Raw genomic sequence first — 26,418 nt, 5'->3', positions numbered from 1 at the left:
ATGCGTCCCACCCTCGCCGACTACCGGCACATCGCGTCGGGCAAGGTCCGTGACATCTACCAGATCGACGACGCCACGTTGCTGTTGGTCACCTCCGATCGCATCTCGGCGTACGACTTCATCCTCGACACCCCGATCCCGGACAAGGGCCGGATTCTCACGGCGGCCAGCTTCTTCTGGTTCGAGCACCTCGGGGTGCCGAACCATCTCGACGGCGGACCCGCCGACGAGCGCATCCCGGCCGAACTCGTCGGCCGGTCGATGGTCGTCAAGAAGCTGCCGATGGTGCAGGTGGAATGCGTCGCTCGCGGCTATCTGACCGGTTCGGGCCTGGCCGACTATCAGGCCACCGGCGCCGTCTGCGGCGTGCGGCTGCCCGCCGGGCTCGGCGAGGCCGACAAGCTCCCGGAACCGATCTTCACCCCGGCCACCAAGGCGGCCGTGGGTGACCACGACGAGAACGTCAGCTTCGACCAGGTGGCCGAGACGGTCGGCGCCGACCTGGCGGAACGGCTGCGCGACGCGACGCTCGACATCTACGGCCGCGGATCCCAGCTGGCCGCTGAGCGCGGAATCATCCTCGCGGACACCAAGTTCGAGTTCGGACAAGCGGCCGACGGTTCACTGATCCTCGCCGACGAAGTGCTGACCCCCGATTCCTCCCGCTACTGGGACGCCGCGACCTACGAGCCGGGCAGAGTGCAGCCGAGCTTCGACAAACAGATCGTCCGCAACTGGCTCACCGGACCGGATTCGGGTTGGGACCGCACGGGCGAACAGCGGCCGCCGGCCCTGCCCGCCGACGTCGTCGAGCGGACTCGGGCGCGGTACATCGAGGCGTACGAACGGATCTCGCAGCAGAGTTTCGCCGATTGGCCGGACGCCCAGCATGGCTGATCGGGTGGCCCCGCCGGTCGCGAAGAAGGTTCCGACGCCGCGCGTCCACCACGGTGACGTCGTCGTCGACGATTACGAGTGGATGCGCGACAAGGAGGACCCGGAGGTCATCGCCTACCTGGAAGCCCAGAACGCGTTCGTCGAGCAGGAGACCGCGCACCTGGCGCAGCTCAGGCGCGACATCTTCGGCGAGATCAAGTCGCGCGTCCAGGAGACCGACATGAGCGTGCCGACGCGCAGCGGACGCTTCTGGTACTTCACCCGGACCACCGAAGGACAGCAGTACGCCGTCAGCTGCCGCTGCCCGATCGCCTCGCCCGACGACTGGACGCCGCCCGAGGTGACTCCGGGCGTCGCGCTGCCCGGCGAGGAGATCGTCTTCGACGCCAACGCCGAGGCGAGAGGTCACGACTTCTTCAGCCTGGGCGCCACGTCCGTGAGCCACGAAGGCGACTGGCTCGCCTACAGCACCGACGTCAAGGGCGACGAACGCTACACCCTCCGCATCAGGAATCTGGTGACCGGGGAACTCCTCCCGGACACGATCGCCGGCATCGCGGCCGGCGCCACCTGGTCGCGCGATGCGAGGTACGTCTTCTACTCCACGGTCGACGACGCCTGGCGTCCCGACACCGTCTGGCGCCACGAGGTGGGATCGGCGGAGCCGGACGTGCAGGTGTTCCACGAACCCGATGAGCGCTACTGGGTGGGCATCGGCACCACGCAGAGCGAGGACTACCTCGTGCTGAGCGTGGGCTCCAAGGTGACGTCCGAGGCGCTGGTCCTGAGTGCGGACGATCCGACGGGCGAGTTCGTGTCCGTGGCGGGGCGTACCGACGGAGTCGACTACTCGGTCGAGCACGCGCGGATCGCGGGCCAGGACTGGTTCGTCATCGTCCACAACGGCGAGCGCGACGGCGTCAAGGCGATCGACTTCGCGGTCGACCTCGTTCCCGTGGGAGACTTCGGCGCGCGCCGGGAATTGATCCCGCACCGTCCCGGCCGCCGTATAGAGGACGTCGACTGCTTCCGCGACTACCTCGTGCTGTCGTACCGGGCGGACGCGCTGCCGCGACTGGCCATCGCCGACCTGCGGCGGGTGGACGGCATCCCGGCGCCCGACGACTTCGTCGAGGTGACCTTCCCCCAGGAACTGCGTTCGGCAGGGCTCGGCGCCAACGCCGAGTGGGACACCCCCCGGTTGCGGATCGTGTACACCAGCTACGTGGATCCGGCCGAGGTGTTCGACCTCGACGTCGCCACCGGTGAACGGACACTGCTGCGGAGGCAGCCGGTGCTCGGCGGGTACGACCCCGACGACTACACCGCGGTCCGGGAGTGGGCGGTGGCAGGCGACGGCACCCGGGTGCCGGTCTCGCTGGTGTTCCGCCGCGACCTCGACCGCTCCGCGCCCGCGCCGATGCTGCTGTACGGCTACGGCTCCTACGAGACCTGCCTGGACCCCGGTTTCTCGGTGGCACGGCTGTCGATGCTCGACCGTGGAATGGTCATGGCCTTCGCGCACGTGCGGGGAGGCGGCGAAATGGGACGGCTCTGGTACGAGAACGGCAAGACGCTCTCCAAGAAGAACACCTTCACCGACTTCATCGACGTCGCCCGGCACCTCATCGACACGGGCTGGACCTCGCCGGACCACCTGGTGGCAGAGGGCGGCAGTGCCGGCGGTCTGCTCGTCGGTGCCGTGGTGAACCTGGCTCCCGAACTGTTCAACGGAGTACTCGCCGCGGTGCCCTTCGTGGACGCTCTCACCTCGATCCTCGATCCGTCGCTCCCGCTGACGGTGATCGAGTGGGACGAGTGGGGCGATCCGCTCCACGATCCCGAGGTGTACGCGTACATGAAGTCGTACTCGCCGTACGAGAACGTCGCGCCGCGGCCGTATCCGGCGATCCTCGCCGAGAACTCTCTGCACGACACCCGCGTCCTCTTCGTCGAGGCCGCGAAGTGGGTGGCGCGATTGCAGGAGTGCACCACGTCGGAGAACCCGGTGCTGCTCAAGACCGAGATGACCGCCGGCCACGGCGGCGTCTCCGGCCGGTACAAGCAGTGGGAGGAGACCGCCTTCGAACTGGCCTGGATCCTCCAGCAGTCGGGGGCGCCGGCCGGTCGAGGCTGACAATCGGCCGGCAGGGTCCGCAGACGAGTGACGCCCCCGTCTCCCGGGGGCGTCACTGTCGGTCGGCTGATCGCGATCAGTGGAGCGCGACCGGCACCGGCTGCTCCTCGGTGTCGGCGGCGACCATCTTCTTGCGGGGCAGGAAGAAGGCGGGGATCAGAGTCAGGGCCACCAGCGCCGTCGCCACGATGAACGTGTTGCCGTACGTGGACGCGATGTCGGAGATCACGTTCTGGCCTGCCGCGCCGACCGCGGCGGGATCCCGCACATCGACGCCGTTCTCGATCATCGCGTTCATCGTCTTGGTCTGGTCGCCTCCGGCCTGCATGATCGCCCGCGACAGCGGGGCGAGCATGGTGGTGAAGATGACCGTGATGACGGCGGTGCCGATGGACGACGAGGTCTGCTGAATCGCGTTCATCAGAGTGGAGCCGTCGGCGATCTCCGAACCCCGCAGGGTGGCCAGCGACGCCGACATGATCGGCATCATCGTCATGCCCATGCCGAGGCCCTGGACGAACAGCGCGAGGCACAGGAACCAGTACGAGGTGTCGGTGCCCAGCGTGATGAACGCTGCCACGCCGACGGCGATGAGGACCAGGCCCGCGAGGACGAACTTGCCGGGACCGATCTTGTCGGTCATCTTGCCCGCGATCGGCATCGTCAGCATCGCGCCCAGGCCCTGCGGCGCCAGGAGCAGGCCCGCCATCAGCGTCGACTCTCCTCGCACCACGATGAAGTACTGCGGGTACAGCAGCGACGCGCCGAAGAAGGCGATCGCGAACAGCGACATCGTGATCACCGATACGCGCAGGGTGGAGTTGCGGAACAGGCGCAGGTCCAGCAGCGGGTTGGTGGTGCGGAAGGCGTGCCAGACGAAGGCGATGATCAGAATCGCGCCGACGATCATCGGGCCGTACACGCGCGGCGTGCCGAAGGTCCGCTCCTCGGCGCTCGAGGAGACGCCGAACAGGAACAACGCCAGACCGGGCGAGAGCATGAGGAGGCCGGGGAAGTCGATCTTCTTGCCGGGCTCGGCGCCGCCGCCGGGCAGCGCGAAGAAGGCGTACACGAGGGCGATGACACCGATCGGGACGTTGATCAGGAACACCCAGTGCCACGAGGCGATCTCGATCAGCCATCCGCCGAGGATCGGGCCCATGATGGGGCCGAGCAGCATCGGGATGCCGAGAACTGCCATCACCGAGCCGACGCGCTCGGGTCCGGCCGCGCGGGTCATGATCATCATGCCGATCGGCATGAGCAGACCGCCGCCGAAGCCCTGGAGCACGCGGAACGCGACGAGCGAGCCGATGTTCCAGGCCATCGCGCACAGGACCGAGCCGATCAGGAACAGGATGAGCGAGGCCATGTATACGCGTTTGGTGCCGAAACGCGATGCGGCCCAGCTGGCGGTCGGGATCACCGCGGCCAGCGCCAGGGTGTAACCGGTCATCGACCACGCGGCACCGGCCGAGGTGGTGTCGAACTCGGACATGAAGGTGGGCTGAGCGACGGCGACGACGGTCACGTCGAGGATCGACATGATCGCGCCGAGCACCACCACGCCGGCGACGATGAAGACGTCACGTCCCAGCTTGTCGCTCGCGGTCCCCGGTGGGGATGAGGTCATGAGGTTCTCTTTCTAGGTTCGTGAAGAGTCGGCGAAGGATGGGGTGGGAGGAAGCGCCTCCAGTGCGCTCGACAGCGCCGAGGCGAGGTCGCCGCGGACGTCGCCGGGAATCTCGGCGACGAGGTCGGCGAGGTCGTCGTCCCGCATCCGGAACTGAGTCGCGATCATCTCGCGCCCGTGATCGGAGAGGGACAGGCGCTTCACCCGGCGATCGCACTCGTCCTCCCTGCGGGTGACGAGATCGAGCACCACCAGCCGGTCGGCCCCGCGGCCGGCCGCGGCGAGCGACAGGCCGACGGCGTCGGCGAGTTCGTTCACCGACAGGTCGTGATCGCAGCGGGACAGGACCATCAGCATCCGGAGCTGCGAGAGGGTCATGTCGGTGGCCGCCACGCGGTCGACGGTGTTGCAGGAGGCGCGTGCCGCGACCCGCTCGAGAAATGCCACAAGAGCTCGGGTGCAGGCCTCGACGGAAGTATCGGATTCGGACACCTCGAAGAACTTACGCTGGCGCAACTATTGCTGCAACGCAATGAGTGGTGAGTTGCCTCACCGGTGTTTAGGCTGTGGGACATGGGTCACTCCAATATCAAAGACATCCCCGTCCGTGCCCTCGACGGCAGCGATTTCAGCCTCGCCGGCCTGCCCGGCCCGCTGCTCGTGGTGAACGTCGCCTCCAAGTGCGGTCTCACTCCGCAGTACACGGCGCTCGAACAGTTGCAGAAGGACTACGGTCCCCGCGGGCTCACCGTGGTCGGCGTCCCGTGCAATCAGTTCATGGGTCAGGAGCCCGGCAGTGCCGACGAGATCGCGACCTTCTGTTCCACCACGTACGGCGTCACTTTCCCGCTGCTGGAGAAGACCGACGTGAACGGCGCCGATCGGCATCCGCTGTACGCCGCGCTGACCCAGACACCCGACGCGGACGGCGAATCCGGCGACATCCAATGGAACTTCGAGAAGTTCCTCGTCGACGCCGACGGCACGGTGCTGCGCCGCTTCCGTCCGCGCACCGAACCGGACTCCCCGGAAGTGATCGGGGCCATCGAGGCGGCGCTCAGCGACGCCTCTTGAGCCAGGTAGAGTAGGCGCGTAACCGTTCTGCCCGCGTGGGTGGGACATTCGAGACCATCGGTGTGAGGAGCAGTGCCCGAATGGCGCGTGTAGTGGTCGATGTGATGCCCAAGGCCGAGATCCTGGACCCGCAGGGCCAGGCCATCGTCGGAGCGCTGGGGCGCCTCGGATTCGCGGGCGTGGCAGACGTCCGCCAGGGCAAGAGGTTCGAGCTGGAGGTGGACGGCACCGTCGACGACGCCGCCCTCGAGCGGATCGCCGAAGAGCTCCTGACCAACACGGTCATCGAGAACTTCAACGTCACCCGCGTCGCGGAGTAGCGGCCACATGACTGCTCGCATCGGAGTCATCACCTTCCCCGGCACCCTCGACGACGTCGATGCCGCTCGCGCGGTCGACGCGGCCGGCGGCGAGGCCGTGAGCCTGTGGCACGGCGACGCCGACCTCAAGGGGGTCGACGCCGTCGTCGTTCCCGGCGGCTTCTCGTACGGCGACTACCTGCGCTGCGGGGCCATCGCCAAGTTCGCCCCGGTGATGGGCGAAGTGGTGGAGGCCGCTCAGCGCGGCATGCCGGTCCTGGGGATCTGCAACGGTTTCCAGATCCTCTGCGAGGCCGGGCTCCTGCCGGGAGCGCTCACCCGCAACGAGGGACTGCACTTCATCTGCCGGGACCAGTGGCTCCGTGTGGAGTCGAACACCACGGCGTGGACCTCGCGCTACGAGGTCGGCGCTGAGATCCTCATTCCGCTGAAGTCGGGCGAGGGACGCTACGTCGCCTCCCAGCGCCAACTCGAAGAACTCAAGGGCGAGGGCCGGATCGCGTTCACGTATGCCGGCGACAACCCGAACGGTTCGAGCCTGGACATCGCGGGCATCGCGAGCGCCGACGGTCGCGTGGTGGGTCTCATGCCGCACCCGGAGCACGCCATCGAGGCGCTCACCGGCCCCAGCGACGACGGTCTCGGTCTCTTCTACTCGGCACTGGACGCGGTGCTCGCGGCCGTCTGATGACGGTCGACACGACTGCGACGGCGGCGGGGCTCGGTGACTTCATCGACGCCTCGCCGTCGCCTTTTCACGTCTGCGCGACCGTCGCCGCGACCCTGGACGCCGCCGGGTATCAGCGGCTGTCGGAGACCGATTCCTGGGCCGGACCGGACGGAGCCGCGTCGAATCCCGCCTCGGGCAGGCACTACGTGGTCCGCGGCGGCTCGATCATCGCCTGGGATGCCTCGGCCGCCGCTGACGACCCGCGCTTCCGGATCGTGGGCGGCCACACCGACAGCCCCAACCTGCGCGTCAAGCAGAATCCCGATCGCGTCAGCGCGGGTCTGGCGACCGTCGCGCTGGAACCGTACGGCGGCGCCTGGCTGAACTCGTGGCTCGACCGCGACCTCGGTCTGTCGGGCCGGCTGGCCTACGACGCCGGCGGAACGGTGGCCTTCGAGCTGGTCCGGATCGACGAGCCCATCCTGCGCATCCCTCAGTTGGCGATCCATCTGTCGGAGGACCGCAAGGGCGTGAGCCTGGACCCGCAGCGGCATGTCGACGCGATCCGCGGCGTCGGAGAGGCGCAGCCACTGCTGGCCTTCGTCGCGGACCGTGCCGGGCTCGACGCCGACGCGGTGCTCGGCTGGGAGTTGATGACGCACGACGTCGCGCCGTCGCGGATCGTCGGTGCGGCGGGGGATCTCCTGAGCGCGCCGCGACTGGACAATCAGGGCACCTGCTACGCCGGACTGCGCGCACTGCTCGACGCGGGATCGGGCGAGCGGTCGGGTGCGATCTCGATGCTGGCGCTGTTCGACCACGAAGAGGTCGGCTCGGGGTCGGAGCGCGGGGCGTCGTCGGACTTCCTCGTGACGGTGTGCGAACGGATCGTCGCCGCGTCCGGAGGTGATCGCGACGACTTCCTCCGCACGATGGCCGCCAGCGTCTGCGTGTCGGGCGACATGGCGCACGCGACGCATCCCAATTACCCCGATCGCCACGAACCGTCGCACCGCATCGCGGTCAACGGCGGTCCGGTGCTCAAGGTGAATCAGAATCTGCGGTACGCCTCCGACGCCATCGGCGAGGCCGAGTTCGCGCTGGCGTGCCGAGACGCCGGCGTGCCGCTGCAGCGATACATCCATCGCGCGGACCTCCCGTGCGGTTCGACGATCGGGCCGGTCACCGCCACGCGTACGGGGCTGCTGACCGTCGACGTCGGCGCACCTCAGCTCGCGATGCACAGCTGCCGCGAGTTGATGGGAGCCGACGACGTTCCGATGTATTCGGCGGCGTTGGCGGCCTTCCTGCGTCGGTAGCCGCCCGGGGCTCAGTTCAGTGCGGCCTCGATGACCTCGGTGAACGGTGTGCCGGGTCGGCCTCGGAGGTCGGCCAGATCCGTCGAATCGGAGTCGAGGGCGCCCTTGCCCGCCCCGGTGTCGGAATCGGCGAGGACGGCGGCGAATCCGGCCGGAACGCCGGCCGATTCCAGCGCCGCGGCGTATTCGGCCTCCGGGAGATCCCGGTAGGTCACCGGGCGACCGGAGACCGCCGCGAACGTCGCCGCGATGTCGGCATACGTGAGGTGCTCGCCGCCGGCGAGTTCGTACACCGCGCCCGCCGGAGCGTTGATCAGCGCCGCGGCAGCGGCGTCGGCGTAGTCGGCACGCGCCGCGGGTGCGACCACACCGTCTCCGGCGCTGCCCGCGAAGACTCCCGACTCGACGGCGGGCGCCAGCGAGCGCGCATAGTTCTCCGAGTACCAGCCGTTGCGCAGCAGCACCGTGTCGATACCGCTCGCCGCGAGGAGCTTCTCGGTCTCGCGGTGTTCGTCGGCCAGGACGAGTGGTGACGAATCGGCGCGCAGGATGCTCGTGTAAGCGATCAGGCCGACCCCGGCGTGCGTGGCCGCCTCGATCACGTTGGTGTGTTGCGGCAGGCGTCGACCCACCTCCGAACCGGACACCAGCAGCAGCTTGTCGACGCCCGCCAGCGCGGTGCGCAGGGCCGGCGGATCGGCGTAGTCGGCGACGCGCACGGTGACGCCCGCAGCCGCCAGGCCGCTCGCCTTCGTCTCGTCGCGGACCACGGCGACGATGTCGGAGGCCGTGACGCCTCGCTCGATCAAGGAGTGGACGGCGGCGGAGCCGAGTCCGCCGGTCGCGCCGGTCACTGCGTACCTGGTCATGGGGAGTCCTCTCGTGGTCGGCGTAATGATGACGCCGATGAATTTGCGCTGTCAATTCATCATGCACTTACGAAAAGTAATGTGCAACGGTGATGGTAAGCACATAGCGTCCAGGAGGGTAGAATGGCCGCATGAACGACGCGCAGCCCACGGAGAACATCGTCGACCCGTCTCTCGAGGCCGACGTCTTCTCGCGGAACTGCTCCTCGCGCGAGATCCTCCAGAACGTCACCAGCAGGTGGGGCCTGCTCGCACTGGTGGCGCTGCTCGACGGCGAACTCCGATTCAACGCGCTCCGCAGGCGGGTGGACGGCGTCAGCGAACGAATGCTGTCGGTGACCCTGCAATCGCTCGAGCGAGACGGCTACGTGCGGCGGGAGATGCTGCAAGCCATTCCGCCGCGGGTGGAGTACTCGCTCACCGAGGCGGGCACGCAGGTGGCGCAGCGGCTCTCCGGGTTGATCGAACTCGTGGAGGCGCAGGTGGACGAGGTCGCCGAGGCGCGTGCCGCCTACGACGGGCGCTGAATCCGCGTCTACTCAGTTCGGTCGCAAGGCGGTGAGTGTCGCGCCCTCGCTCAGCACGATGTAGCCGTCGACGTCACGGGCCGATCCCAGCACAGTCCGGTTCCAGAGCTGCGCGCCCGAGTCGATGTCGTAGGCCGTCAACTGGTTGGGGTTCGCGAACACGGCCACATCGTCGGAGGCGCCCACGCAGGAGGAGGCGTCGATGGCGGCGTCGGGATCATCGAGCGCCGGAGGAGGCATCGAGCCGCGCCGCGCACCGTCGGCGAGGTCGAAGAACACGCGTGAGCGATCCTTGCGCGCCACTGACAGCACTCGGCCGCACGGCCGGGCGTTCGCCTTCGACAGTTCGGGATCTCCGATCTGCCAGAGCCCGTCGCCGGTCGCCGGATCGACGATCTCGTAGTGCCCGGCGGCGTCGAGAGACGACCCCTCGCCGGCGGGGGCGATCACCGGGAGCGTCGACGGTCCGCGGAGCACACGCATGCGCCGCGCCGTTCCGACGGCCTCGTCGCTGACGCCGGCCTCGGTGAAGGGATGGAACGAGACCGACTCGGCGCCGTACGCCGTGTCGGTGACCGCGATGCCGGATTCGAAGACGTCCACCGTGCACTGGGTGCAGGAGATCCGGTCGGTACCGTCGGCGGGGTCGATGACGTGATGAGCGTCGTCGGAGGTGTCGACGATGAGAGCGCCGTGCGCCTTGCGGACCTCGGCGGCGCCGGCGAAGGTGCGGCTCCACGCGGTTGCGCCGTCCGGTGATCGCAGACTGACCTGGTAGCCGCTCTGATTGACGTGCACGAAGTCGGGACCCAGGCCGAGAACCGCGGCGGTGTCGTCGCCGTCGGCGGTGCGGGTGAGGGATCCGTCGTGTTGATCGACGAGGTAGAATCCGTTCTCCGGCCCGTCGATGCGCAGCCGAACGGCGCAGCCGATCTGACGGCGGTCGTTGATCGAGCAGTCGCCGAAACCCGCGTCGACCGGGGAGTCCCACTGCGGCTCGCCCGACCGTGCGTCGATGAGCATGAACTCGTGCTTGATGCCGACCGGGTACGAGATCAGCCAGCGGTGGCCGTCGGTGGCCGCGACCGTCGCCGGCCCACTCATTCCCGGCAACGTGCCGTCGTCGAGCGTCCACGCCGCGTCGGGTTCGGCGGAGTACGAGCGCAGCACGCCTTCGATCGAGGCGTCCGGTGCGGATTCCGGGGCACCGGAGAGGACTACCCCGGCGGTGACGACCAGCGCCGCGGCGCTGAGGGCTGCGACCGCCGCCATGCCTCCGGGCAGGTGTGGCAGGCGGCCCGCGAACGAGGAGCGCGAGGACATGCAAGACAGTCAATCACGGGCTCCGGCCGGGTGGTCGGAGCACCGTTCGCTCAGGGCGTATCGGGCCGGGAACATCCCCCTTGAGCGTTGCGTTGTCAACCACAGAACCCCGTCGCAGTACACAGCCGAGGACTGAGGACAGATGTAACTGCCTCGTCGCCTCCCGGGACCACTACAGTGGAGGCAGGGCTGGTCGCCGGAGTACGTCACACTTTCGTGACAGCGGCCGGGGCGCAAGCAATAGAGGGAGAACAATGTTCGAACGGTTCACCGACCGCGCACGCCGGGTTGTCGTCCTGGCGCAGGAAGAAGCGCGGATGCTCAACCACAACTACATCGGTACCGAGCACATCCTCCTGGGACTCATCCACGAGGGTGAAGGCGTCGCGGCGAAGGCGCTCGAGTCGCTCGGCATCTCGTTGGAGGCGGTTCGCAGCCAGGTCGAGGAGATCATCGGCCAGGGCCAGCAGGCGCCGTCGGGTCACATCCCGTTCACTCCGCGCGCCAAGAAGGTGCTGGAGCTGAGTCTGCGCGAGGCCTTGCAGCTCGGTCACAACTACATCGGCACCGAGCACATCCTGCTCGGTCTCATCCGCGAGGGCGAAGGCGTCGCCGCGCAGGTGCTGGTGAAACTGGGCGCCGACCTGAACAAGGTCCGCCAGCAGGTGATCCAGCTCCTCTCGGGCTACCAGGGCAAGGAGCCGGCCGAGGCGGGTACCGGCGCGCGGTCGTCGGAGTCGGGCACACCGTCGACCTCGCTGGTCCTCGATCAGTTCGGCCGCAATCTCACGACCGCCGCGAGCGAGGGCAAGCTCGATCCGGTGATCGGCCGTGAGAAGGAGATCGAGCGGGTCATGCAGGTCCTCTCGCGCCGCACCAAGAACAACCCGGTGCTCATCGGTGAGCCCGGCGTCGGCAAGACCGCCGTGGTCGAGGGGCTGGCGCAGGCGATCGTCAACGGCAACGTCCCGGAGACGCTCAAGGACAAGCAGCTCTACACGCTCGATCTCGGGTCGCTGGTCGCGGGCAGCCGCTACCGCGGCGATTTCGAGGAGCGCTTGAAGAAGGTGCTGAAGGAGATCAACACCCGCGGCGACATCATCCTGTTCATCGACGAGCTGCATCAGCTCGTCGGCGCGGGCGCAGCCGAGGGCGCGATCGACGCCGCCAGCATCCTGAAGCCGAAGCTGGCGCGCGGCGAACTGCAGACCATCGGTGCCACCACTCTGGACGAGTACCGCAAGTACATCGAGAAGGACGCCGCGCTGGAGCGCCGCTTCCAGCCGGTGCAGGTCGGCGAGCCGTCGGTGGAGCACACCATCGAGATCCTCAAGGGTCTGCGCGACCGCTACGAGCAGCACCACAAGGTGTCGATCACCGACGGTGCCCTCGCGGCTGCGGCCACCCTCGCCGATCGGTACATCAACGACCGCTTCCTGCCGGACAAGGCCATCGACCTCATCGACGAGGCCGGCGCGCGGATGCGCATCCGCCGGATGACCGCTCCGCCGGACCTGCGCGAGTTCGACGACCGCATCGCCGAAGCGCGCAAGGAGAAGGAATCGGCGATCGACGCCCAGGACTTCGAGAAGGCGGCGAGCCTCCGCGACAAGGAGAAGCAACTGGTCGCCGAGCGCGCCGAGCGCGAGAAGCAGTGGCGGGCGGGCGACCTCGACGTGGTCGCCGAGGTCAACGACGAGGAGATCGCCGAGGTCCTCGGCAACTGGACCGGTATCCCGGTGTTCAAGCTCACCGAGGAGGAGACCACCCGTCTGCTCCGCATGGAGGACGAGCTGCACAAGCGGATCATCGGCCAGGAGGACGCCGTGGCGGCGGTCTCGCGTGCGATCCGCCGTACTCGTGCCGGACTCAAGGATCCGAAGCGTCCGTCGGGCTCGTTCATCTTCGCCGGACCGTCGGGTGTCGGTAAGACCGAGCTGTCGAAGGCGCTCGCGAACTTCCTGTTCGGTGAGGACGACGCACTCATCCAGATCGACATGGGTGAGTTCCACGACCGCTTCACCGCGTCGCGACTGTTCGGAGCCCCTCCCGGCTACGTCGGTTACGACGAGGGCGGCCAGCTCACCGAGAAGGTGCGCCGCAAGCCGTTCTCGGTGGTCCTGTTCGACGAGATCGAGAAGGCCCACCCGGAGATCTACAACACGCTGTTGCAGGTGCTGGAGGACGGTCGCCTGACCGACGGTCAGGGCCGGACCGTGGACTTCAAGAACACGGTGCTGATCTTCACGTCCAACCTGGGCACGTCCGACATCTCCAAGGCTGTCGGCATGGGCTTCAGCAAGGACGACGGCCGCGGTTCCAACTACGACCGGATGAAGCAGAAGGTCAACGACGAGCTCAAGAAGCACTTCCGGCCCGAGTTCCTCAACCGCATCGACGACATCATCGTCTTCCACCAGCTGACGCAGGACGAGATCATCAAGATGGTCGACCTGATGATCGGCCGCGTGGAGGCGCAGTTGAAGAACAAGGACATGGATCTGGAGCTGACGGAGAAGGCCAAGAACCTCCTGGCCAAGCGCGGATTCGACCCGGTGCTGGGTGCGCGGCCGCTGCGCCGCACCATTCAGCGCGAGATCGAGGACCAGCTGTCGGAGAAGATCCTCTTCGAGGAGATCAAGGCCGGCCAGATCGTCGTCATCGACGTCGAGGGCTGGGACGGAGAGGGAACGGGCGAGGACGCCACGTTCACCTTCACCGGATCCGACCGCCCGCGGGCGATCCCGGATGCCCCGGCGGAACTGACCGAGGCAGCCGACGGCGAGGCGGGCTGACAACCGTCTGATACAGAATTTCGGCTCCCGCACGGGTCTCACAGACCGGTGCGGGAGCCGAAATTTTTGCGTCCGCGGCCGGGGAGCTCATGACTTTCGGACAGCAGCCGTTCCAACCTCCGCAGCCGCCGCCCGCGCAACCCGGAACACCGGTCGCCGCTGTCGGGGCTCTCGTTCTCATTGTCTGCAGCTTCTTGGCGTGGGTCTCGGGGTCCGCTAAGAGCGAGCAGAGCCTCGGTACGGCGAGGATCGCCGTGGGAATGGACTTCACGGTGACCGGCATGGGCTCGGGTGACGCGTCGTTGTACGTCATCGAAGCGCCCGACATCGCCCGCGCCGCGATGGAGAACCAGATCTCGGCGCAAGAGGACTCGTTCTCCTCCGATGCCGATGAGAAGGCGAAGAAGCCGGGTATCTGGATGATCGTCTTCGGAGTCATCGTCGCGGTGGGCGCGGTGCTGCTGCTGATCGGGCGCTACTCCGGCATCGGCGCGCTGGTGGCCGCGGTGGGCGGTCTCGCGGCCACGATCGCGGGCATCGTGTTCGTCGCCGACCCGACGGGCGCGGTCGGGATGAAGACGAGCAGCGAGATGCCGCCCGGCGCCGAACTCGGCGCTGCGTACGGGTTGTGGCTCGTGCTCGCGGGCGCATTGGTGACGTTGGCGGCGGGGGCCGCTGCGGTGCTGCTCACGATCCGTCCGGGCCTGTTCGGCGGTAAGCCCGCCGCAGGCGCTGCCGGTCCGGCACAGTCTTTCGGTCAGCCCCAGTACGGTCAGCCCCAGCAGCCCGGACCCCAGCAGCCGGGACCGGGGCCCTACGGGCAGCCGCAGCAGGGCTACGGACAGGCTCCGGGTGGATTCCCGCCGCCGCAGCCCGGCCCGTACCCGCCGGTGCAGCCGCCGCAGCCGGGCGCGTATCCGCAGCAGCCGCCGCAGACACCGCCGCACGGACAGGGTGGCGTTCCGCCGCGGCAGTAGAGCCCGGACGTCTGATGACGAACCGGGGGTGGGATTGCTTACACGGAACGGCGACAACCGGATCCGATTAGGGAATTCCACAGCTGAATATGTGAAACTCTCCTCCATGCGCTCTTCGGTCAATCGTCCCGCGGCGGTCGCCGCTGTGGTCGTCGCGGTCGTGGTGACCGCGGTGGTCGGATTCGCCCTGTCGAACTCCCGGGGAGCGGCCGGCCCGAGCTCGGCATCGGTGGTCGGAACGGCAGGTCGTACCGCGCCGCCGGTCAACTACGTCGCGATGGGCAGTTCCTTCGCGGCGGGCCCGGGTGAGGGTCCGGTGGTCGATCGGCGTTGCCTCCGTACCGGCGACAACTATCCGCACCAGGTGGCCGCGCGGCTCGGTATGCGCCTGATCGACGTGACGTGCTCGGGTTCCACCGCGGCGGAACTGGTCACCGGACCGGTGCGTAAGCACGGCAAGATCCGTCCGCAGGTGGAGGCCGTCGATCACAACACCCGCTTGGTCACCATCACGACGGGCGGCAACGACATCGACTTCGTCGGCCGCATCATCGCTCAGGCCTGCAATAACATGCGTGCGCTCGGACTGGCTCACTGCGGGTCGGGCCGGATGCCTCCGCCGCCGCCCGGCCCGGCCGACTTCGGCCGTCTCGAGCAGTCGCTGGTGAACGCGGTGGAAGCGGTGCGGGCGCGCTCTCCGCTGGCTCGCGTGGTGCTCGTCGACTACACGCCGGTGGTGGCGATCGATGCACCGCCCTGCCGGCTGTTGCCGCTGCTGCCGTGGGAGGTGGAGCAGGACGCCCAGATCGCCGCTGAGATGTCCGCGGTGAATCAGCGGGTCGCCGACCGTACCGGCGCCCAGCACGTCACGACCGCCTCGCTCGCGCCCCTGCATTCGGCCTGCGCGGCCGAACCGTGGATCCGCGGCTACGGCAACAAGATGGTGTTTCATCCGAATGCCGCGGGAAAGACCGGCATCGCCGATCTCGTGGCCGCGGCCGTGCGTTGACTCGTGATGACCACGATGTGGGCGCACCCAGCGTGAACGCCCGGGGGAAGCGGGAACTGCCCGTTCAGTGAAGAACGTTCAGCGAAGAAGGACCCCGGCTCGCCGAGCCGGGGTCCTTCTCGATGCAGTGGATCAGGCCGTCAGGGACGCGCGGGCTTCGCGTCGTGCGCCGCGTTGCTCTGCTTGACGCCCACGACGATCGCGGAGAGCAGCAGCAGCGCGCTGGTCGCCGTGATCAGGACGCCGAGTTCGGTGTTCACCGACTCGTACACGCCGAACCCGATCGCTCCGCCCACCACTGCGACGAACGACGACCGGCCCCAGCGCTGGATGCGCCAGTCGATCCGTTCGCGTCCGGTGGTGATGAGGCTGATCGGACTGCGGCGGAGTACCTCGACGAGGTAGACGGTGCCGAGAACGGTGACGAGGTAGGTCAGCAGGAGATTGATCCACAGCGGGGCGTCGAGGTGCTCGCGTGAGCTGACCAGGACGGTCGAGAGCACGATGACGTGCGCCAGATAGATGCCGAACGACCGGTCCGCCGCGGTTCGCATGAACCTGTCGGCGATCGAGCCCGAGCTCCGCCTGTCCTGCCAGATGGTTCCGCAGACGTACAGGATCACGATGATCGCGACGAAGGCGAACGCGTTGTGCACCATGAAGACGTTGGTGGCGCGGAACATCTCTTCGCCCTGGTCGACGTTGTAGACGAAGTACACCAGGGTCACGATGATCGTCACGAGGGCGACGAGCACCAACGGCCGGCGGAAGCGCCTCATGAAGCCGCTGAAGGCCTCGTAGTGATACGCGGCCAGGCAGCCCGCGAGGATGAAGAACTGATACGGGAACAGCGTGACGCCGAGGTAGCGCCAGATCAGGCCGGGCACACCGCTCTCGAAGAAGGAGAGCGGTGGACGCACCATGTGGAACAGCAGCCAGATGTGGAACGTCAGGCTGGCCGCGAGCAGGTACCGGTGGTATCCCCAGGTCCGCTTCAGAACCCACAGGACCGCCGGGAACACCAGATAGATCTGCATGCTCACGGACAGGAAGTACAGGTGGTAGGCGGCGTTGCCGGTGATCAGGTCGTACGCGAGACTCTTGAGTGCGAGGCGCTCGGAGGCGCCGTCGGTGAAGATGCCGCGGATCGCGTCCCAGCCGCCCTGCTGGTAGTGGCGATTGGTCCAGTAGAACAGCGACCACACCACGAAGGGCAGGCCGATCAGCTTGTAGCGTCTGCGCCAGAAGGTCGGTGCGTGCAGTTCGCGGTTGCGGTACTGGTAGGTGAGGACGAAGCCGGTGAGCGCGAAGAAGCAGTAGCGCGTGTACCGCAGGAGCAGACCCAGACCCTGGGCCGCCATCGCCGTCGCGGGGGCGAGCCCCAGGATGACGTGGTCGAGGATGACGCCGCCGAAGGTGAAGAGACGGACGAAGTCGATCTGGTAGAGATGCCCGTCTTTCTTCTTCTTGACGGGGGCCGGCACCTCAGCGGTGTCCGCGGGCTGCGGTGTCTGCGTGTCCGTCGGCGCCGAAGGCTCCTCGATTGCGTCGGGCCGACGCTCGGGCGCGTCGTCGATCTTCGGTTGGGCGTTTACCACCTGGCTACCCTGTCTTGTCGTTCATTCACCTGGCTCTGGTGCTGCTGCTGTGGCGAGGGTACTAGCCCAGGCTGGGTAAACACACATCAGCAACGGCGTCGATGTCCGTTCGGTCACGTTCGCCGGGCCCGTCCCTGGGGATTTGCAACGTTCTGATTCCGAAACGTCCGCTCAGGGTTTCGGTATGTCGGCCATGACGGGATACTCTGTGACAGAAGTGATTGGTGGGGCAAAAGGGGTTTGCAGTGCGACGATTCAGTTCACGAGCCGCGGTGGTCGCGGGAGTCTGCGCGCTCTTCTTGACGGGCGCCGGGGTGGCCTCGGCCGATCCGGCGACGTCCGCACCGAAGGAACCCGCCACGGCTCAGCTTCCCGCGCGTGTCGTGTCGCTGACGAACGTGGCACCCCAGGAGTCACTCCTGGAGGTGTACTCCGCCGCGATGGGGCGGACTATCTCGCTCAACGTGCTCCGGCCCGAGGACGATGCCCCGGCGCCGGTCCTGTATCTGCTCAACGGTGCGGGAGGCGGCGAGGACAGCGCCACCTGGCGCGCCAAGACCGACTACAAGAAGTTCTTCGCCGATAAGCGGGTCAATGTCGTGACGCCGGTGGGCGGGGCCTTCTCGTACTACACGGACTGGCAGCGCGACGATCCCGTGCTGGGCCGGAACAAGTGGCAGACCTTCCTCACGGAGGAACTGCCGCCGCTGGTCGACAAGGCCTTGAACACCAGCGGTGCGAACGCGATCGCGGGCATCTCCATGTCGGGGACCTCGGTGTTCAACCTCGCGATCGCGGCGCCCAAGCTGTACCGGTCGGTGGCTGCGTACAGCGGATGCGCACGGACCAGCGATCCGCTGGGCCAGGCGTACATCCGCACCGTCATCGGCGACCGCGGCCGCGGTGACATCACCAACATGTGGGGACCGCTCGACGGGCCGGGATGGCGGGCCAACGACCCCTACCTGCACGCGGCGGCACTGCGCGGTGTGAAGGTCTACATGACCTCCGGCAGCGGACTGCCGGGCCGGTACGACACCCTGGATGCGAGACTGATCAAGGGGGACCCGGCGGTTCTGGTGGATCAAGTGGTGATGGGCGGCGTCATCGAGGCCGCGGTCCGCAGCTGCACCGTGCAGATGGAGCAGGCGCTCAAGACGGCCGGCGTCGACACCGAGGTGATCTCGCGGCCGCTGGGCACCCACTCCTGGGAGTACTGGCAGCAGGATCTGCACACCACGTGGCCGATGATCGCCAAGGATCTGGGAACGGCCTGATCGGCACGAGTGTGTGGCGCGGTGTCAGTCGCGGTCGAGTAGCAATCGGACGGTCAGTTCCATCCGGTTGGTGACGTCGGTGGCCGATGCGCGCCGGGTCAGCCACTGCACCAGATTCGACATCCACACGTCCGAGATGACGCGGGCGATCGCGAGATCCTGGGCGGTCGGCTCGGCCGCCGGGTCCGCGTCGTCGATCATCGCGCCTGCGAGCAGTCGGTCGATGATGGTGGCGACTCGGTTGACCTCGCTGGTGGCCGAGGCGTCGGCGAACATGAAGGCCCGCGTCATCGCTTCGGTGAGCAGCGGATCCTTCTGCATCGCGAACGTGATCATGTCGAGGACGAAGCGCAGTCGCTCCACGGCGGTGTCACCCTGCAGGACGCTGCGGTCGGCGCGCGACTCCACCTTCTCGAGTTCGCGAGCGAGTGCGGTCACCAGCAGGTGCACCTTGGACGGGAAATAGCGGTACAGCGTGCCGACGGCCACGTCGGCCTTGTCGGCGACGGCTCGCATCTGGACGGCGTCGTATCCACCCTTCGACGCGAGCGCCAGGGTGGCGTCGAGGATGCGCCTGCGTCGTTCACGCTGTGCGGCGGATCCGACCTCGGCACCGGACAGTTGAGCGGGGGCTGGAGGCGGCGCCGGCATATCGGTCTCGGTCTTCGTCGTTCCCGCGCCAGCCATAGGTTTCCGTCTCCTCCGTTACGTCACGTCCATCGGCCGCCAGTTGGCAGCCGCCCTCCGATGGTGTACACCCAATGGATATTAGAACAGGTTCTAATTGACGTTACCAACAAAATCTCGGAGGAGGTCTCGGTGACAATCGCCACGTCAGCGGACCAAAGGGTTGTAAGTGACAGTATCGCTGCTTGGGCTCAGGCGCGCGATGTTCGCTCCGCGGTGCGGGGCGATCTCGACCACTCGGCGGACTCCTGGCGTCCGCTGTGGACGCAGATCGCGGACCTCGGGCTGTTCGCCGCCGGTGTTCCGGAGAGTGCGGGAGGTGCAGGCGGCAGCGTCGAGGACGTCGCCGTGATGTTCTCCGCCTGCGGTTCGGAGCTGGTTCCCGGTCCGCTTGCGCCGACGATGGCCGCCGGATACGTGCTGGCCACGCAGGGTGCGGAACTCGCCGACGAGGTGATGGCCGGACAGCGCCCGGTGGTGGTGCCCGCCACCGCGGTCGCCGAGTCCGCGGGCTTCGGCGTGGTCGACGGCTCAGTGGACCTCGGTCTGATCCCCGCGTACGTGTCCGACGCACTCGTCGCCGCACCGCTGACATTCGACGGCGGCACCGTGCGGTGGCGCCTCATCGATCCGGCGTCGTGCCGCATGGAGACCGACGCGGTCGCCGGGCCCCTGGACGGCACGGCGGTCCCGGTGCGGGTGCGGGTGTCGGAGCTCTCGGAGGAGGAGACACTCGCGCTGGACGACGGTGAGCGGTTCGTGGCCCTCCTGCACGTCGGCGTGATCGCCTATCAGGCCGGGGTCGCCGCGCACGTCCTGGACCTGGCGGTCGAGTATGCGAAGGTCCGCACCCAATTCGGTGCGGTGATCGGGTCGTTTCAGGCGATCAAGCAGATCTGCGCGGACATGCTCTGCCGGAGCGAGCAGCTCGCCGCCGCCGCATGGGACCTCGCTCGCGCGCTCGACGACGCGCGGACCGGTACCGGTGATCAGGATCGTGACCAGGTGGAACTGAGCAGACTGGCGGCCGCGGTGCTGACCGCGGATCTCTCGCCCGCCAACGCGAAGGACGCCATTCAGGTCCTCGGCGGCATCGGCTTCACCTTCGAGCACGACGCGCACCTGTATCTGCGTTCCGCGCTCGCCGCGCGCACGCAGCTCGCCGCCGGGGAGCCCCAGCGCGCGGCGTTGGCCGAACTCGGCCGTGCCGGCGGCCGCCGAGAGTTCTCGCTCGACCTCGCCGACGCCGAGGCCCGCAGGCCCGCGATCGCGGCCACCGCCGAGGCGATCGCGGCGGTACCGGAGTCGGAGCGACGCGCCGAGCTCGCTCGCACCGGATTCCTCGCCCCGCACTGGCCGGAGCCCTACGGATTGTCGGCCGATCCGGCGTTGCAGCTGCTCATCGACGCGGAGCTCGACCGGGTCGGCGTGGTCCGCCCCGACCTGGTGATCGCCGGATGGGCGCTGCCGACCATCCTGGAGCACGGCACCGACGAGCAGCGCGAGAAGTTCGTCTCGCCCACCCTCGCGGGCGAGATCCGCTGGTGCCAGCTGTTCAGCGAACCCGAGGCGGGCAGCGATCTCGCATCACTGCGCACGCGCGCGGTCCGCACCGACGGCGGCTGGCTGCTGACCGGACAGAAGATCTGGACGTCGGAGGCGCACATGTCGCAGTGGGCGGTGTGCCTGGCGCGGACCGATCCGGACGTGGCCAAGCACAAGGGCATCACGTATTTCCTGGTCGACATGTCGGCACCGGGCATCGACATCCGTCCGCTGCGGGAGCTGACCGGCCGGGCGATGTTCAACGAGGTCTTCCTCGACAACGTTTTCGTGCCCGATTCCATGGTGGTCGGCGACGTCGGCAACGGCTGGCGCCTGGCGCGCACCACCCTCGCCAACGAGCGTGTCGCCATGGGCGGGTCCGGGCTGGGCAAGGAGGTGGATGCGCTGCTCCGGCAACTCGACAGCAGCGGCGTCGAACTGACCGGGGCCCAGACGCTCGAACTGGGCCGGATCATCGCCGACGCCCACATCGGACGGGTGCTCGACGCGCGGTCGGTGGCTCAGCGGCTCAGTGGCACCGACCCGGGCGCCACGTCGAGTGTCCGGAAACTGATCGGTGTGGTGCACCGGCAGTCGGTGCCCGAGTTCGCCACCGATCTGCTGGGGTGCGAGGGGCTGGGCGCCACCGCCGCCACTGACCTGCTGCTGCTGAATCGCTGCCTCTCGATCGCCGGTGGAACCACCCAGATCCTGAAGAACGCAGCGGCTGAACGGATTCTAGGTCTACCCCGCGGCTGAGCGGGAAACGCGTCGACAACGGCACGAAAATCGCAGGGCATCGGCAAGATGTGACACCGGTCTCTGGGTCTCTGATAAACTAGAACAAGTTCTAATACTGCTGGAGGAGGAGCCGGGTGGATTTCACCCTGGAGCCCACCGCTGCTGCGGTCCGCGACGTCGCCGACGAGGTGATGCGCCGACTGCAGCCGGACTGGGAGAGCAAGTTCACCGAAGGAGCCGGCGGCTTCGATGCCGCCGCATGGGAGGCGCTCACCGGAGCCGGAGTGACCGTGCTTCCGCTGCCCGAGTCGCTCGGAGGCGACGGGCTGGCGATCGATTCGCTGGTGCCGCTGCTGACCCGCGCGGGTCACGACGCCGTCGTGGCTCCGCTGATCGGGACCCTGGTCTCCGGACTGGTGCTGGCTCGGTCGTCCTCGGCGGCCGAGCACGCTCGCACCATCGCCGAGGGCGGCTGGCACGCCGTCGCGATCGGCGAACGGGGTCGCGCACTGGGTGAGGCGCCGGCGGTCACGCTCACCGACACCGTCGACGGTGCCCGGCTCGACGGTGTCAAGACCGGCGTGCTCGCGGCCGAAGGCGCATCGGCGCTGCTGGTGGTGGCCGACAGAGGCGTCGCCGTGGTGACGCCCGACGCCGCCGGCGTCGAGATCAGCCGCACCACCGCGTCGTCGGGCTGGGGCGAGTACACGGTCGTGTTCGACGGTGTCGCCGTGCCGCACTCGCACGTCGTCGCCGACGATCCCCGCCCGGCCGTCGACGCGTACCGGGCGCTGTTCGCCGCGTACGTCGACGGACTGGTGGCCGGTGCTGTCAAGCGGACCGCCGAGCACGTCTCGACCCGCCACCAGTTCGGCAAGCCGATCGCCGGATTCCAGGCCGTCGGCCAGCAGTTGGCGGACGTCTACGTGATCTCCCGGACCATGAATCTGGTCGCCACGGCGGCGGCGTGGGACATCGCGAACGGCGTCGATCCCGAGCAGGATCTCGCCACGGCGATGTATTGGATCGCCGCCGAACTGCCGGCCACTCTGCGCACCATGACGCACCTGCACGGCGGCGTCGGCGTGGACGTGACCTACCCGCTGCACCGCTACTTCTCACTGGTCAAGGACGCCGCTCGTCTGGCGGGCGGCGCACACGCCACGCTCGACAAGCTGGCCGACGAGACCGTTCCCGCCGGACAGGAGGCGCTCGCATGTTCGTAGCGTTCACCGACGAGCAGATCGCCTTGCGCGACGAATTGCGCGCCTACTTCGCCGGCCTCATCAGCCCGGACGAGGAGCGCACGATGCGCACCGAGCGGCACGGTCCGAGCTACCGCAACGTCATCTCCCGCATGGGTGCCGACGGCTGGCTCGGTGTCGGGTGGCCGAAGGAGTTCGGCGGCAAGGGCTTCGGCGAGATCGAACAGCAGATCTTCACCAATGAGGCGGTGCGGGCCGACGTTCCGCTGCCGTCGGTGACTCTGCAGACCGTCGGCCCCACCCTGCAGCGTTACGGGACTCAGGAGCAGAAGGACTTCTTCCTGCCGAAGATCCTCGCCGGCGAGGTGCACTTCGCGATCGGCTACACCGAACCCGACGCCGGTACCGACCTCGCCTCGCTGACCACGCGGGCCGTCGTCGATCCGGCCACCGGCGACTACATCGTGAACGGTCAGAAGATCTTCACCACCGGCGGCCACGACGCCGATTACATCTGGCTCGCCTGCCGCACCGATGCCGAGGTGCCGAAGCACAAGGGCATCTCGATCCTCATCGTCGACACGAAGGATCCCGGCTTCACCTGGACGCCGATCATCACCGCCGACGGTGCGCACCATGTCAACGCCACCTACTACAACGACGTCCGCGTGCCCGCGAGCATGCGCGTCGGGGAGGAGGGCGACGGCTGGAAGCTGATCACCACCCAGCTCAATCATGAGCGCGTCATGCTCGGGCCGTCGGGGCGCATCGGCGGGCTGGAGGACCGGCTGCGCGCGTGGGCCCGGTCCGCCCAGTACGAGGGCGCCCCGGTGATCGAGCAGGAACAGGTGCGACGGCTCCTCGCGCAGATCGGCGCATACGAGCGGCTCAACGAGCTGCTGAACTGGCAGGTCGCGTCGAACGGAGAGATCTCCATGGCGGATGCCGCGGCGACGAAGGTCTTCTCCACCGAGCGGCTTCAGACGATCTACCGGCTGATCGACGACGTCGTCGGACGCTTCGGCGACTTCACCGAACCGGTCACGTCGGAGTTCGCCGAATGGCTCGACATGCAGGCGAAGCGCAACGTCGTCATCACCTTCGGCGGCGGTGTCAACGAGGTGATGCGCGACATGATCGGCACGGCCGGCCTCGGCCTGCCGCGGACGAAGCGATAAGGGGGCGGGATGACGATCACCCGAGAGGCGATCACCGGGCAGTCGACGCCTGAGCAGATCCGTGCCGCGGCGGCTGAGATCGCCGCCCGGGGCGCCAGCGCTCCCCGGACCGGCCGGGACCCGATCAACCAGCCGATGGTGAACAACTGGCTGGAGGCGATGGGCGATGAGAACCCCATCTACGTCGACGACACCGCAGCGCGCGCCGCCGGTCATCCCGGCGTGGTGGCGCCCCCGGCGATGGCGCAGGTGTGGACGATGCGCGGGCTGCACGGTGTCCGTACCGACGACGATCCGCTGGGTCTGGCGACTGAACTCTTCGACGCGGCCGGTTACACCTCGGTGGTCGCCACCAACTGCGACACGGTGTACCACCGGTACACCCGTCCGGGTGAGGAGGTGACGATCACCTCGGAACTGACCGAGGTGGTGGGGCCGAAGCAGACCGCACTCGGGGAGGGCTGGTTCTTCACCACGCGCAACACCTGGCGTGTGGGCGAGGAGACCGTCGCCGAGATGGACTTCCGGATCCTCAAGTTCCGTCCCGCCGCACCGGTGTCGGAGACACCGCGGGAGCAGACCGCCGACTTCGCCGGTCTCGATCCGGCCAAGCTCATTCGACCGTCGGCCTCGCGCGACACCCGCTTCTTCTGGGACGGCGTGGCCGCCCACGAACTGCGCATTCAGAAGGTGCAGGACGGCTCGCTTCGGCATCCGCCGATTCCCGCGGTCTGGACCGAACGCGGCGCCGACGGCGAGTACCCCGACACCGCCTACGTGGTCGCGGCCGGGACCGGCACCGTGTACAGCTACGTCGTCCACCACGCGCCGCGGGTCCCGGGACGGGAACTGCCCTTCGTGGTGGCGCTCGTGGAGCTCGACGAGGGCGTCCGCATGCTGGGACAGCTGCGCGGCGTCGATCCGGACGCGGTGCGGATCGGAATGCCCGTCGAGGTGGAGTTCCTCGATTTCCCGGGAGACGACGACTCCGGCGGCGAGCCGTGGTCGCTCTATGCATGGCGAGCGAAGGAGACGGCGAAGTGACCGTGCAGACCATCCAGGTGGGCCAGACGCTGCCCCCGCTGGTGATCGACGCGTCGCCGACATTCGTCGTGGCATCGGCGATCGCCACCCGCGACTATCAGGACGTCCATCACGATCGAGACCTGGCCCAGCAGAAGGGCTCGAAGGACATCTTCGTGAACATCCTGACCGACACGGGTTTGGTGGAGCGCTTCGTGACCGACTGGGCGGGTCCGCGGGCGCGGATCGGCGCCATCGAACTCAAGCTCGGGGTGCCCTGGTACGCCTACGACACGCTCACCTTCACCGGTGAGGTGACGCAGGTGGACGACGTCGCCGTCACTGTCGCGGTGACCGGCACCAATTCTCTTGGCAAGCACGTGATCTCCAAGGTCACCTTCACCCGCGAGGAGGCGTGATGACGGACCGGACGCTCTCCGGCAAGGCCGCGATCGCCGGGATCGGCGCCACCGACTTCTCGAAGAACTCGGGCCGCAGCGAACTCCGGCTGGCCGCGGAGTGCGTGAACGCGGCCCTGGCCGACGCCGGCCTGTGCGCCACCGACGTCGACGGCCTGGTGACCTTCACGATGGACACCAATATGGAGATCGCGGTGGCTCGGGCGACGGGCATCCCCGAACTCAAGTACTTCTCCCGCATCCACTACGGCGGCGGCGCCGCGGCGTCGACGGTGCAGCAGGCGGCGATGGCGGTCGCCACCGGCGTATGCGACGTGGTGGTCGCCTATCGCGCCTTCAACGAGCGGTCGGGCAACCGATTCGGCCAGGTCAACGCGGCTGTCGCCAACCAGGAGAATTCGTCGGGCACCGACAACGCCTTCTCGTACCCGCACGGACTCTCGACGCCCGCGGCGTTCGTCGCGATGGTCGCGCAGCGGTACATGTACGAGTACGGGGCCACGAGCGAGGACTTCGGGCGCATCGCGGTGGTGGACCGCAAGCACGCGGCGACCAATCCGAACGCCTTCTTCTACGGCAAGCCGATCACCCTCGAAGACCATCAGGCCTCGCGCTACATCGCCGAGCCGCTGCATCTGCTCGACTGCTGCCAGGAGTCCGACGGCGGTGTCGCCATCGTCGTCGTGTCGCCCGAGCGAGCGAAGGACCTCAAGCAGAAGCCGGTGACGATCGCCGGTGCCGCATCGGGCAGCGGTACCGACCAGTTCATCATGACCAGCTACTACCGGGACGCGCTGCCCGAGCTGGCGGAGATGGGACTGGTCGGGCGGCAATTGTTCGCGCAGTCCGGACTCACGCCGTCCGACATCGACATGGCGGTGCTGTACGACCACTTCACGCCCTACACGCTCATTCAACTCGAGGAACTGGGTTTCTGCGGACGCGGAGAGGCGAAGGACTTCGTCTCACAGCCCGGTGCACTCGAAGTGGGCGGTGTGCTGCCGCTCAACACACACGGCGGCCAGCTGGGCGAGGCGTACATCCACGGTATGAACGGCATCGCCGAAGGGGTCCGTCAGCTGCGCGGTACCTCCGTCAACCAGGTCGACGGCGCCGAGCACGTCCTCGTCACCGCGGGCACCGGCGTGCCCACCTCGGGCCTGATCCTGTCCGCCTGACCCCGACCCCGTCGGTT

The 26,418-nt window shown here is 68.0% G+C and carries 23 protein-coding genes; 17 read left to right on the top strand and 6 right to left on the bottom strand.

Translation table 11 applies throughout. The features are described 5' to 3' along the window. Together ACK8HH_RS15330 and ACK8HH_RS15325 are read left to right on the top strand one after the other, a co-directional pair. The gene (locus ACK8HH_RS15330; RefSeq protein ID WP_222110996.1) at positions 1 to 897 is read left to right on the top strand and encodes a phosphoribosylaminoimidazolesuccinocarboxamide synthase; all 897 of its coding nucleotides are present in this window, start codon (positions 1 to 3) and stop codon (positions 895 to 897) included. Further along, entirely contained in the window at positions 890 to 3,034 is a 2,145-nt protein-coding gene (locus ACK8HH_RS15325; protein WP_278124962.1) for a S9 family peptidase, read from the top strand. The genes ACK8HH_RS15330 and ACK8HH_RS15325 overlap by 8 nt, the downstream gene beginning before the upstream one ends. Positions 3,035 to 3,110: 76 nt before the next feature. On the opposite strand, the gene ACK8HH_RS15320 is transcribed toward ACK8HH_RS15325, so the two are convergent. Together ACK8HH_RS15320 and ACK8HH_RS15315 are read right to left on the bottom strand one after the other, a co-directional pair. After that, the gene (locus tag ACK8HH_RS15320; protein ID WP_006897309.1) at positions 3,111 to 4,667 is read right to left on the bottom strand and encodes a DHA2 family efflux MFS transporter permease subunit; all 1,557 of its coding nucleotides are present in this window, start codon (positions 4,665 to 4,667) and stop codon (positions 3,111 to 3,113) included. Between the two features lie 12 nt (positions 4,668 to 4,679). Then, positions 4,680 to 5,114: a MarR family winged helix-turn-helix transcriptional regulator gene (locus ACK8HH_RS15315; protein ID WP_308128694.1), complete on the bottom strand. Its 435-nt coding sequence runs from the start codon at positions 5,112 to 5,114 to the stop codon at positions 4,680 to 4,682. A gap of 126 nt (positions 5,115 to 5,240) precedes the next feature. Here ACK8HH_RS15315 and ACK8HH_RS15310 point away from each other — a divergent pair, with 126 nt between their 5' ends. The 4 genes from ACK8HH_RS15310 (at position 5,241) to ACK8HH_RS15295 (ending at position 8,050) form a co-directional block, all read left to right on the top strand. After that, positions 5,241 to 5,741, top strand: a complete 501-nt coding sequence (locus tag ACK8HH_RS15310; protein WP_062366016.1) for a glutathione peroxidase — start codon at positions 5,241 to 5,243, stop codon at positions 5,739 to 5,741. Positions 5,742 to 5,821: 80 nt separating this feature from the next. Continuing rightward, the gene (gene purS, locus ACK8HH_RS15305) at positions 5,822 to 6,061 is read left to right on the top strand and encodes a phosphoribosylformylglycinamidine synthase subunit PurS (protein ID WP_006897306.1); all 240 of its coding nucleotides are present in this window, start codon (positions 5,822 to 5,824) and stop codon (positions 6,059 to 6,061) included. 7 nt (positions 6,062 to 6,068) lie between these two features. Next, a complete protein-coding gene (gene purQ / locus ACK8HH_RS15300; protein WP_006897305.1) occupies positions 6,069 to 6,749 on the top strand; it encodes a phosphoribosylformylglycinamidine synthase subunit PurQ in 681 nt (226 codons plus the stop codon). After that, positions 6,749 to 8,050 (top strand): M18 family aminopeptidase, encoded by a 1,302-nt coding sequence (locus tag ACK8HH_RS15295; RefSeq protein WP_278124957.1) that lies wholly within the window; start codon positions 6,749 to 6,751, stop codon positions 8,048 to 8,050. Before purQ ends, ACK8HH_RS15295 begins: the two co-directional genes overlap by 1 nt. Before the next feature lie 11 nt (positions 8,051 to 8,061). Here the strand turns inward: ACK8HH_RS15295 and ACK8HH_RS15290 are convergent, their stop codons facing one another. Then, on the bottom strand, positions 8,062 to 8,919 hold the full coding sequence (locus ACK8HH_RS15290; protein ID WP_278124956.1) for an SDR family oxidoreductase: 858 nt from the start codon (positions 8,917 to 8,919) through the stop codon (positions 8,062 to 8,064). Positions 8,920 to 9,050: 131 nt separating this feature from the next. Between ACK8HH_RS15290 and ACK8HH_RS15285 the strand changes: the two genes are divergently transcribed. After that, positions 9,051 to 9,446, top strand: a complete 396-nt coding sequence (locus tag ACK8HH_RS15285; protein ID WP_278124955.1) for a winged helix-turn-helix transcriptional regulator — start codon at positions 9,051 to 9,053, stop codon at positions 9,444 to 9,446. A gap of 12 nt (positions 9,447 to 9,458) precedes the next feature. Here ACK8HH_RS15285 and ACK8HH_RS15280 read toward each other — a convergent pair whose 3' ends face one another. Continuing rightward, positions 9,459 to 10,769 carry a PQQ-binding-like beta-propeller repeat protein gene (locus ACK8HH_RS15280; protein WP_278124952.1) on the bottom strand — a complete coding sequence of 437 codons (1,311 nt, stop codon included), beginning with the start codon at positions 10,767 to 10,769 and terminating at the stop codon, positions 9,459 to 9,461. Between the two features lie 254 nt (positions 10,770 to 11,023). Between ACK8HH_RS15280 and ACK8HH_RS15275 the strand changes: the two genes are divergently transcribed. The 3 genes from ACK8HH_RS15275 (at position 11,024) to ACK8HH_RS15265 (ending at position 15,550) form a co-directional block, all read left to right on the top strand. After that, positions 11,024 to 13,564: an ATP-dependent Clp protease ATP-binding subunit gene (locus tag ACK8HH_RS15275; protein ID WP_006897300.1), complete on the top strand. Its 2,541-nt coding sequence runs from the start codon at positions 11,024 to 11,026 to the stop codon at positions 13,562 to 13,564. Positions 13,565 to 13,824: 260 nt separating this feature from the next. Continuing rightward, on the top strand, positions 13,825 to 14,541 hold the full coding sequence (locus ACK8HH_RS15270) for a hypothetical protein (RefSeq protein WP_278124951.1): 717 nt from the start codon (positions 13,825 to 13,827) through the stop codon (positions 14,539 to 14,541). A gap of 106 nt (positions 14,542 to 14,647) precedes the next feature. Further along, on the top strand, positions 14,648 to 15,550 hold the full coding sequence (locus ACK8HH_RS15265) for an SGNH/GDSL hydrolase family protein (RefSeq protein ID WP_278124949.1): 903 nt from the start codon (positions 14,648 to 14,650) through the stop codon (positions 15,548 to 15,550). A 140-nt stretch (positions 15,551 to 15,690) separates the two neighbouring features. On the opposite strand, the gene ACK8HH_RS15260 is transcribed toward ACK8HH_RS15265, so the two are convergent. Further along, the gene (locus ACK8HH_RS15260) at positions 15,691 to 17,148 is read right to left on the bottom strand and encodes an acyltransferase (protein ID WP_082781236.1); all 1,458 of its coding nucleotides are present in this window, start codon (positions 17,146 to 17,148) and stop codon (positions 15,691 to 15,693) included. A 245-nt stretch (positions 17,149 to 17,393) separates the two neighbouring features. On the opposite strand from ACK8HH_RS15260, the gene ACK8HH_RS15255 reads away from it, so the two are divergent. Further along, on the top strand, positions 17,394 to 18,425 hold the full coding sequence (locus ACK8HH_RS15255; RefSeq protein WP_411815636.1) for an alpha/beta hydrolase: 1,032 nt from the start codon (positions 17,394 to 17,396) through the stop codon (positions 18,423 to 18,425). A 24-nt stretch (positions 18,426 to 18,449) separates the two neighbouring features. Here the strand turns inward: ACK8HH_RS15255 and kstR are convergent, their stop codons facing one another. Continuing rightward, positions 18,450 to 19,076 carry a cholesterol catabolism transcriptional regulator KstR gene (kstR, locus tag ACK8HH_RS15250; protein ID WP_085950754.1) on the bottom strand — a complete coding sequence of 209 codons (627 nt, stop codon included), beginning with the start codon at positions 19,074 to 19,076 and terminating at the stop codon, positions 18,450 to 18,452. A 168-nt stretch (positions 19,077 to 19,244) separates the two neighbouring features. Between kstR and ACK8HH_RS15245 the strand changes: the two genes are divergently transcribed. The 6 genes from ACK8HH_RS15245 to ACK8HH_RS15220 all read left to right on the top strand — a co-directional run bounded on the left by ACK8HH_RS15245 (position 19,245) and on the right by ACK8HH_RS15220 (position 26,401). Then, on the top strand, positions 19,245 to 21,416 hold the full coding sequence (locus ACK8HH_RS15245; RefSeq protein WP_278124947.1) for an acyl-CoA dehydrogenase: 2,172 nt from the start codon (positions 19,245 to 19,247) through the stop codon (positions 21,414 to 21,416). Positions 21,417 to 21,532: 116 nt separating this feature from the next. Continuing rightward, positions 21,533 to 22,624, top strand: coding sequence for an acyl-CoA dehydrogenase family protein (locus ACK8HH_RS15240; protein ID WP_278124945.1), 1,092 nt, complete (start codon positions 21,533 to 21,535; stop codon positions 22,622 to 22,624). Then, positions 22,615 to 23,781 carry an acyl-CoA dehydrogenase family protein gene (locus ACK8HH_RS15235; RefSeq protein ID WP_006897292.1) on the top strand — a complete coding sequence of 389 codons (1,167 nt, stop codon included), beginning with the start codon at positions 22,615 to 22,617 and terminating at the stop codon, positions 23,779 to 23,781. Before ACK8HH_RS15240 ends, ACK8HH_RS15235 begins: the two co-directional genes overlap by 10 nt. A gap of 9 nt (positions 23,782 to 23,790) precedes the next feature. Next, a complete protein-coding gene (locus ACK8HH_RS15230; protein ID WP_412475311.1) occupies positions 23,791 to 24,825 on the top strand; it encodes a bifunctional MaoC family dehydratase N-terminal/OB-fold nucleic acid binding domain-containing protein in 1,035 nt (344 codons plus the stop codon). After that, positions 24,822 to 25,223, top strand: coding sequence for a MaoC/PaaZ C-terminal domain-containing protein (locus tag ACK8HH_RS15225; RefSeq protein WP_006897290.1), 402 nt, complete (start codon positions 24,822 to 24,824; stop codon positions 25,221 to 25,223). The genes ACK8HH_RS15230 and ACK8HH_RS15225 overlap by 4 nt, the downstream gene beginning before the upstream one ends. Further along, entirely contained in the window at positions 25,223 to 26,401 is a 1,179-nt protein-coding gene (locus ACK8HH_RS15220; RefSeq protein ID WP_006897289.1) for a lipid-transfer protein, read from the top strand. Before ACK8HH_RS15225 ends, ACK8HH_RS15220 begins: the two co-directional genes overlap by 1 nt. The last annotated feature ends 17 nt before the right edge of the window (positions 26,402 to 26,418 follow it).

Source organism: Gordonia sp. LUNF6 (assembly GCF_047041125.1).
Classification (GTDB): domain Bacteria; phylum Actinomycetota; class Actinomycetes; order Mycobacteriales; family Mycobacteriaceae; genus Gordonia; species Gordonia sihwensis.
Note: the sequence above shows the minus strand (reverse complement) of the source record. Positions and strands in the feature narration are given on the sequence as shown.

Coding starts and splice junctions, on each gene's coding strand:
- kstR (WP_085950754.1), bottom strand. CDS start 19,076: ATGCCGGCGCCGCCTCCAGCCCCCGCTCAACTGTCCGGTGCCGAGGTC.
- ACK8HH_RS15265 (WP_278124949.1), top strand. CDS start 14,648: ATGCGCTCTTCGGTCAATCGTCCCGCGGCGGTCGCCGCTGTGGTCGTC.
- purS (WP_006897306.1), top strand. CDS start 5,822: ATGGCGCGTGTAGTGGTCGATGTGATGCCCAAGGCCGAGATCCTGGAC.
- ACK8HH_RS15325 (WP_278124962.1), top strand. CDS start 890: ATGGCTGATCGGGTGGCCCCGCCGGTCGCGAAGAAGGTTCCGACGCCG.
- ACK8HH_RS15280 (WP_278124952.1), bottom strand. CDS start 10,769: ATGTCCTCGCGCTCCTCGTTCGCGGGCCGCCTGCCACACCTGCCCGGA.
- ACK8HH_RS15285 (WP_278124955.1), top strand. CDS start 9,051: ATGAACGACGCGCAGCCCACGGAGAACATCGTCGACCCGTCTCTCGAG.
- ACK8HH_RS15275 (WP_006897300.1), top strand. CDS start 11,024: ATGTTCGAACGGTTCACCGACCGCGCACGCCGGGTTGTCGTCCTGGCG.
- ACK8HH_RS15290 (WP_278124956.1), bottom strand. CDS start 8,919: ATGACCAGGTACGCAGTGACCGGCGCGACCGGCGGACTCGGCTCCGCC.
- ACK8HH_RS15330 (WP_222110996.1), top strand. CDS start 1: ATGCGTCCCACCCTCGCCGACTACCGGCACATCGCGTCGGGCAAGGTC.
- ACK8HH_RS15295 (WP_278124957.1), top strand. CDS start 6,749: ATGACGGTCGACACGACTGCGACGGCGGCGGGGCTCGGTGACTTCATC.
- purQ (WP_006897305.1), top strand. CDS start 6,069: ATGACTGCTCGCATCGGAGTCATCACCTTCCCCGGCACCCTCGACGAC.
- ACK8HH_RS15220 (WP_006897289.1), top strand. CDS start 25,223: ATGACGGACCGGACGCTCTCCGGCAAGGCCGCGATCGCCGGGATCGGC.
- ACK8HH_RS15310 (WP_062366016.1), top strand. CDS start 5,241: ATGGGTCACTCCAATATCAAAGACATCCCCGTCCGTGCCCTCGACGGC.
- ACK8HH_RS15270 (WP_278124951.1), top strand. CDS start 13,825: ATGGACTTCACGGTGACCGGCATGGGCTCGGGTGACGCGTCGTTGTAC.
- ACK8HH_RS15320 (WP_006897309.1), bottom strand. CDS start 4,667: ATGACCTCATCCCCACCGGGGACCGCGAGCGACAAGCTGGGACGTGAC.
- ACK8HH_RS15230 (WP_412475311.1), top strand. CDS start 23,791: ATGACGATCACCCGAGAGGCGATCACCGGGCAGTCGACGCCTGAGCAG.
- ACK8HH_RS15235 (WP_006897292.1), top strand. CDS start 22,615: ATGTTCGTAGCGTTCACCGACGAGCAGATCGCCTTGCGCGACGAATTG.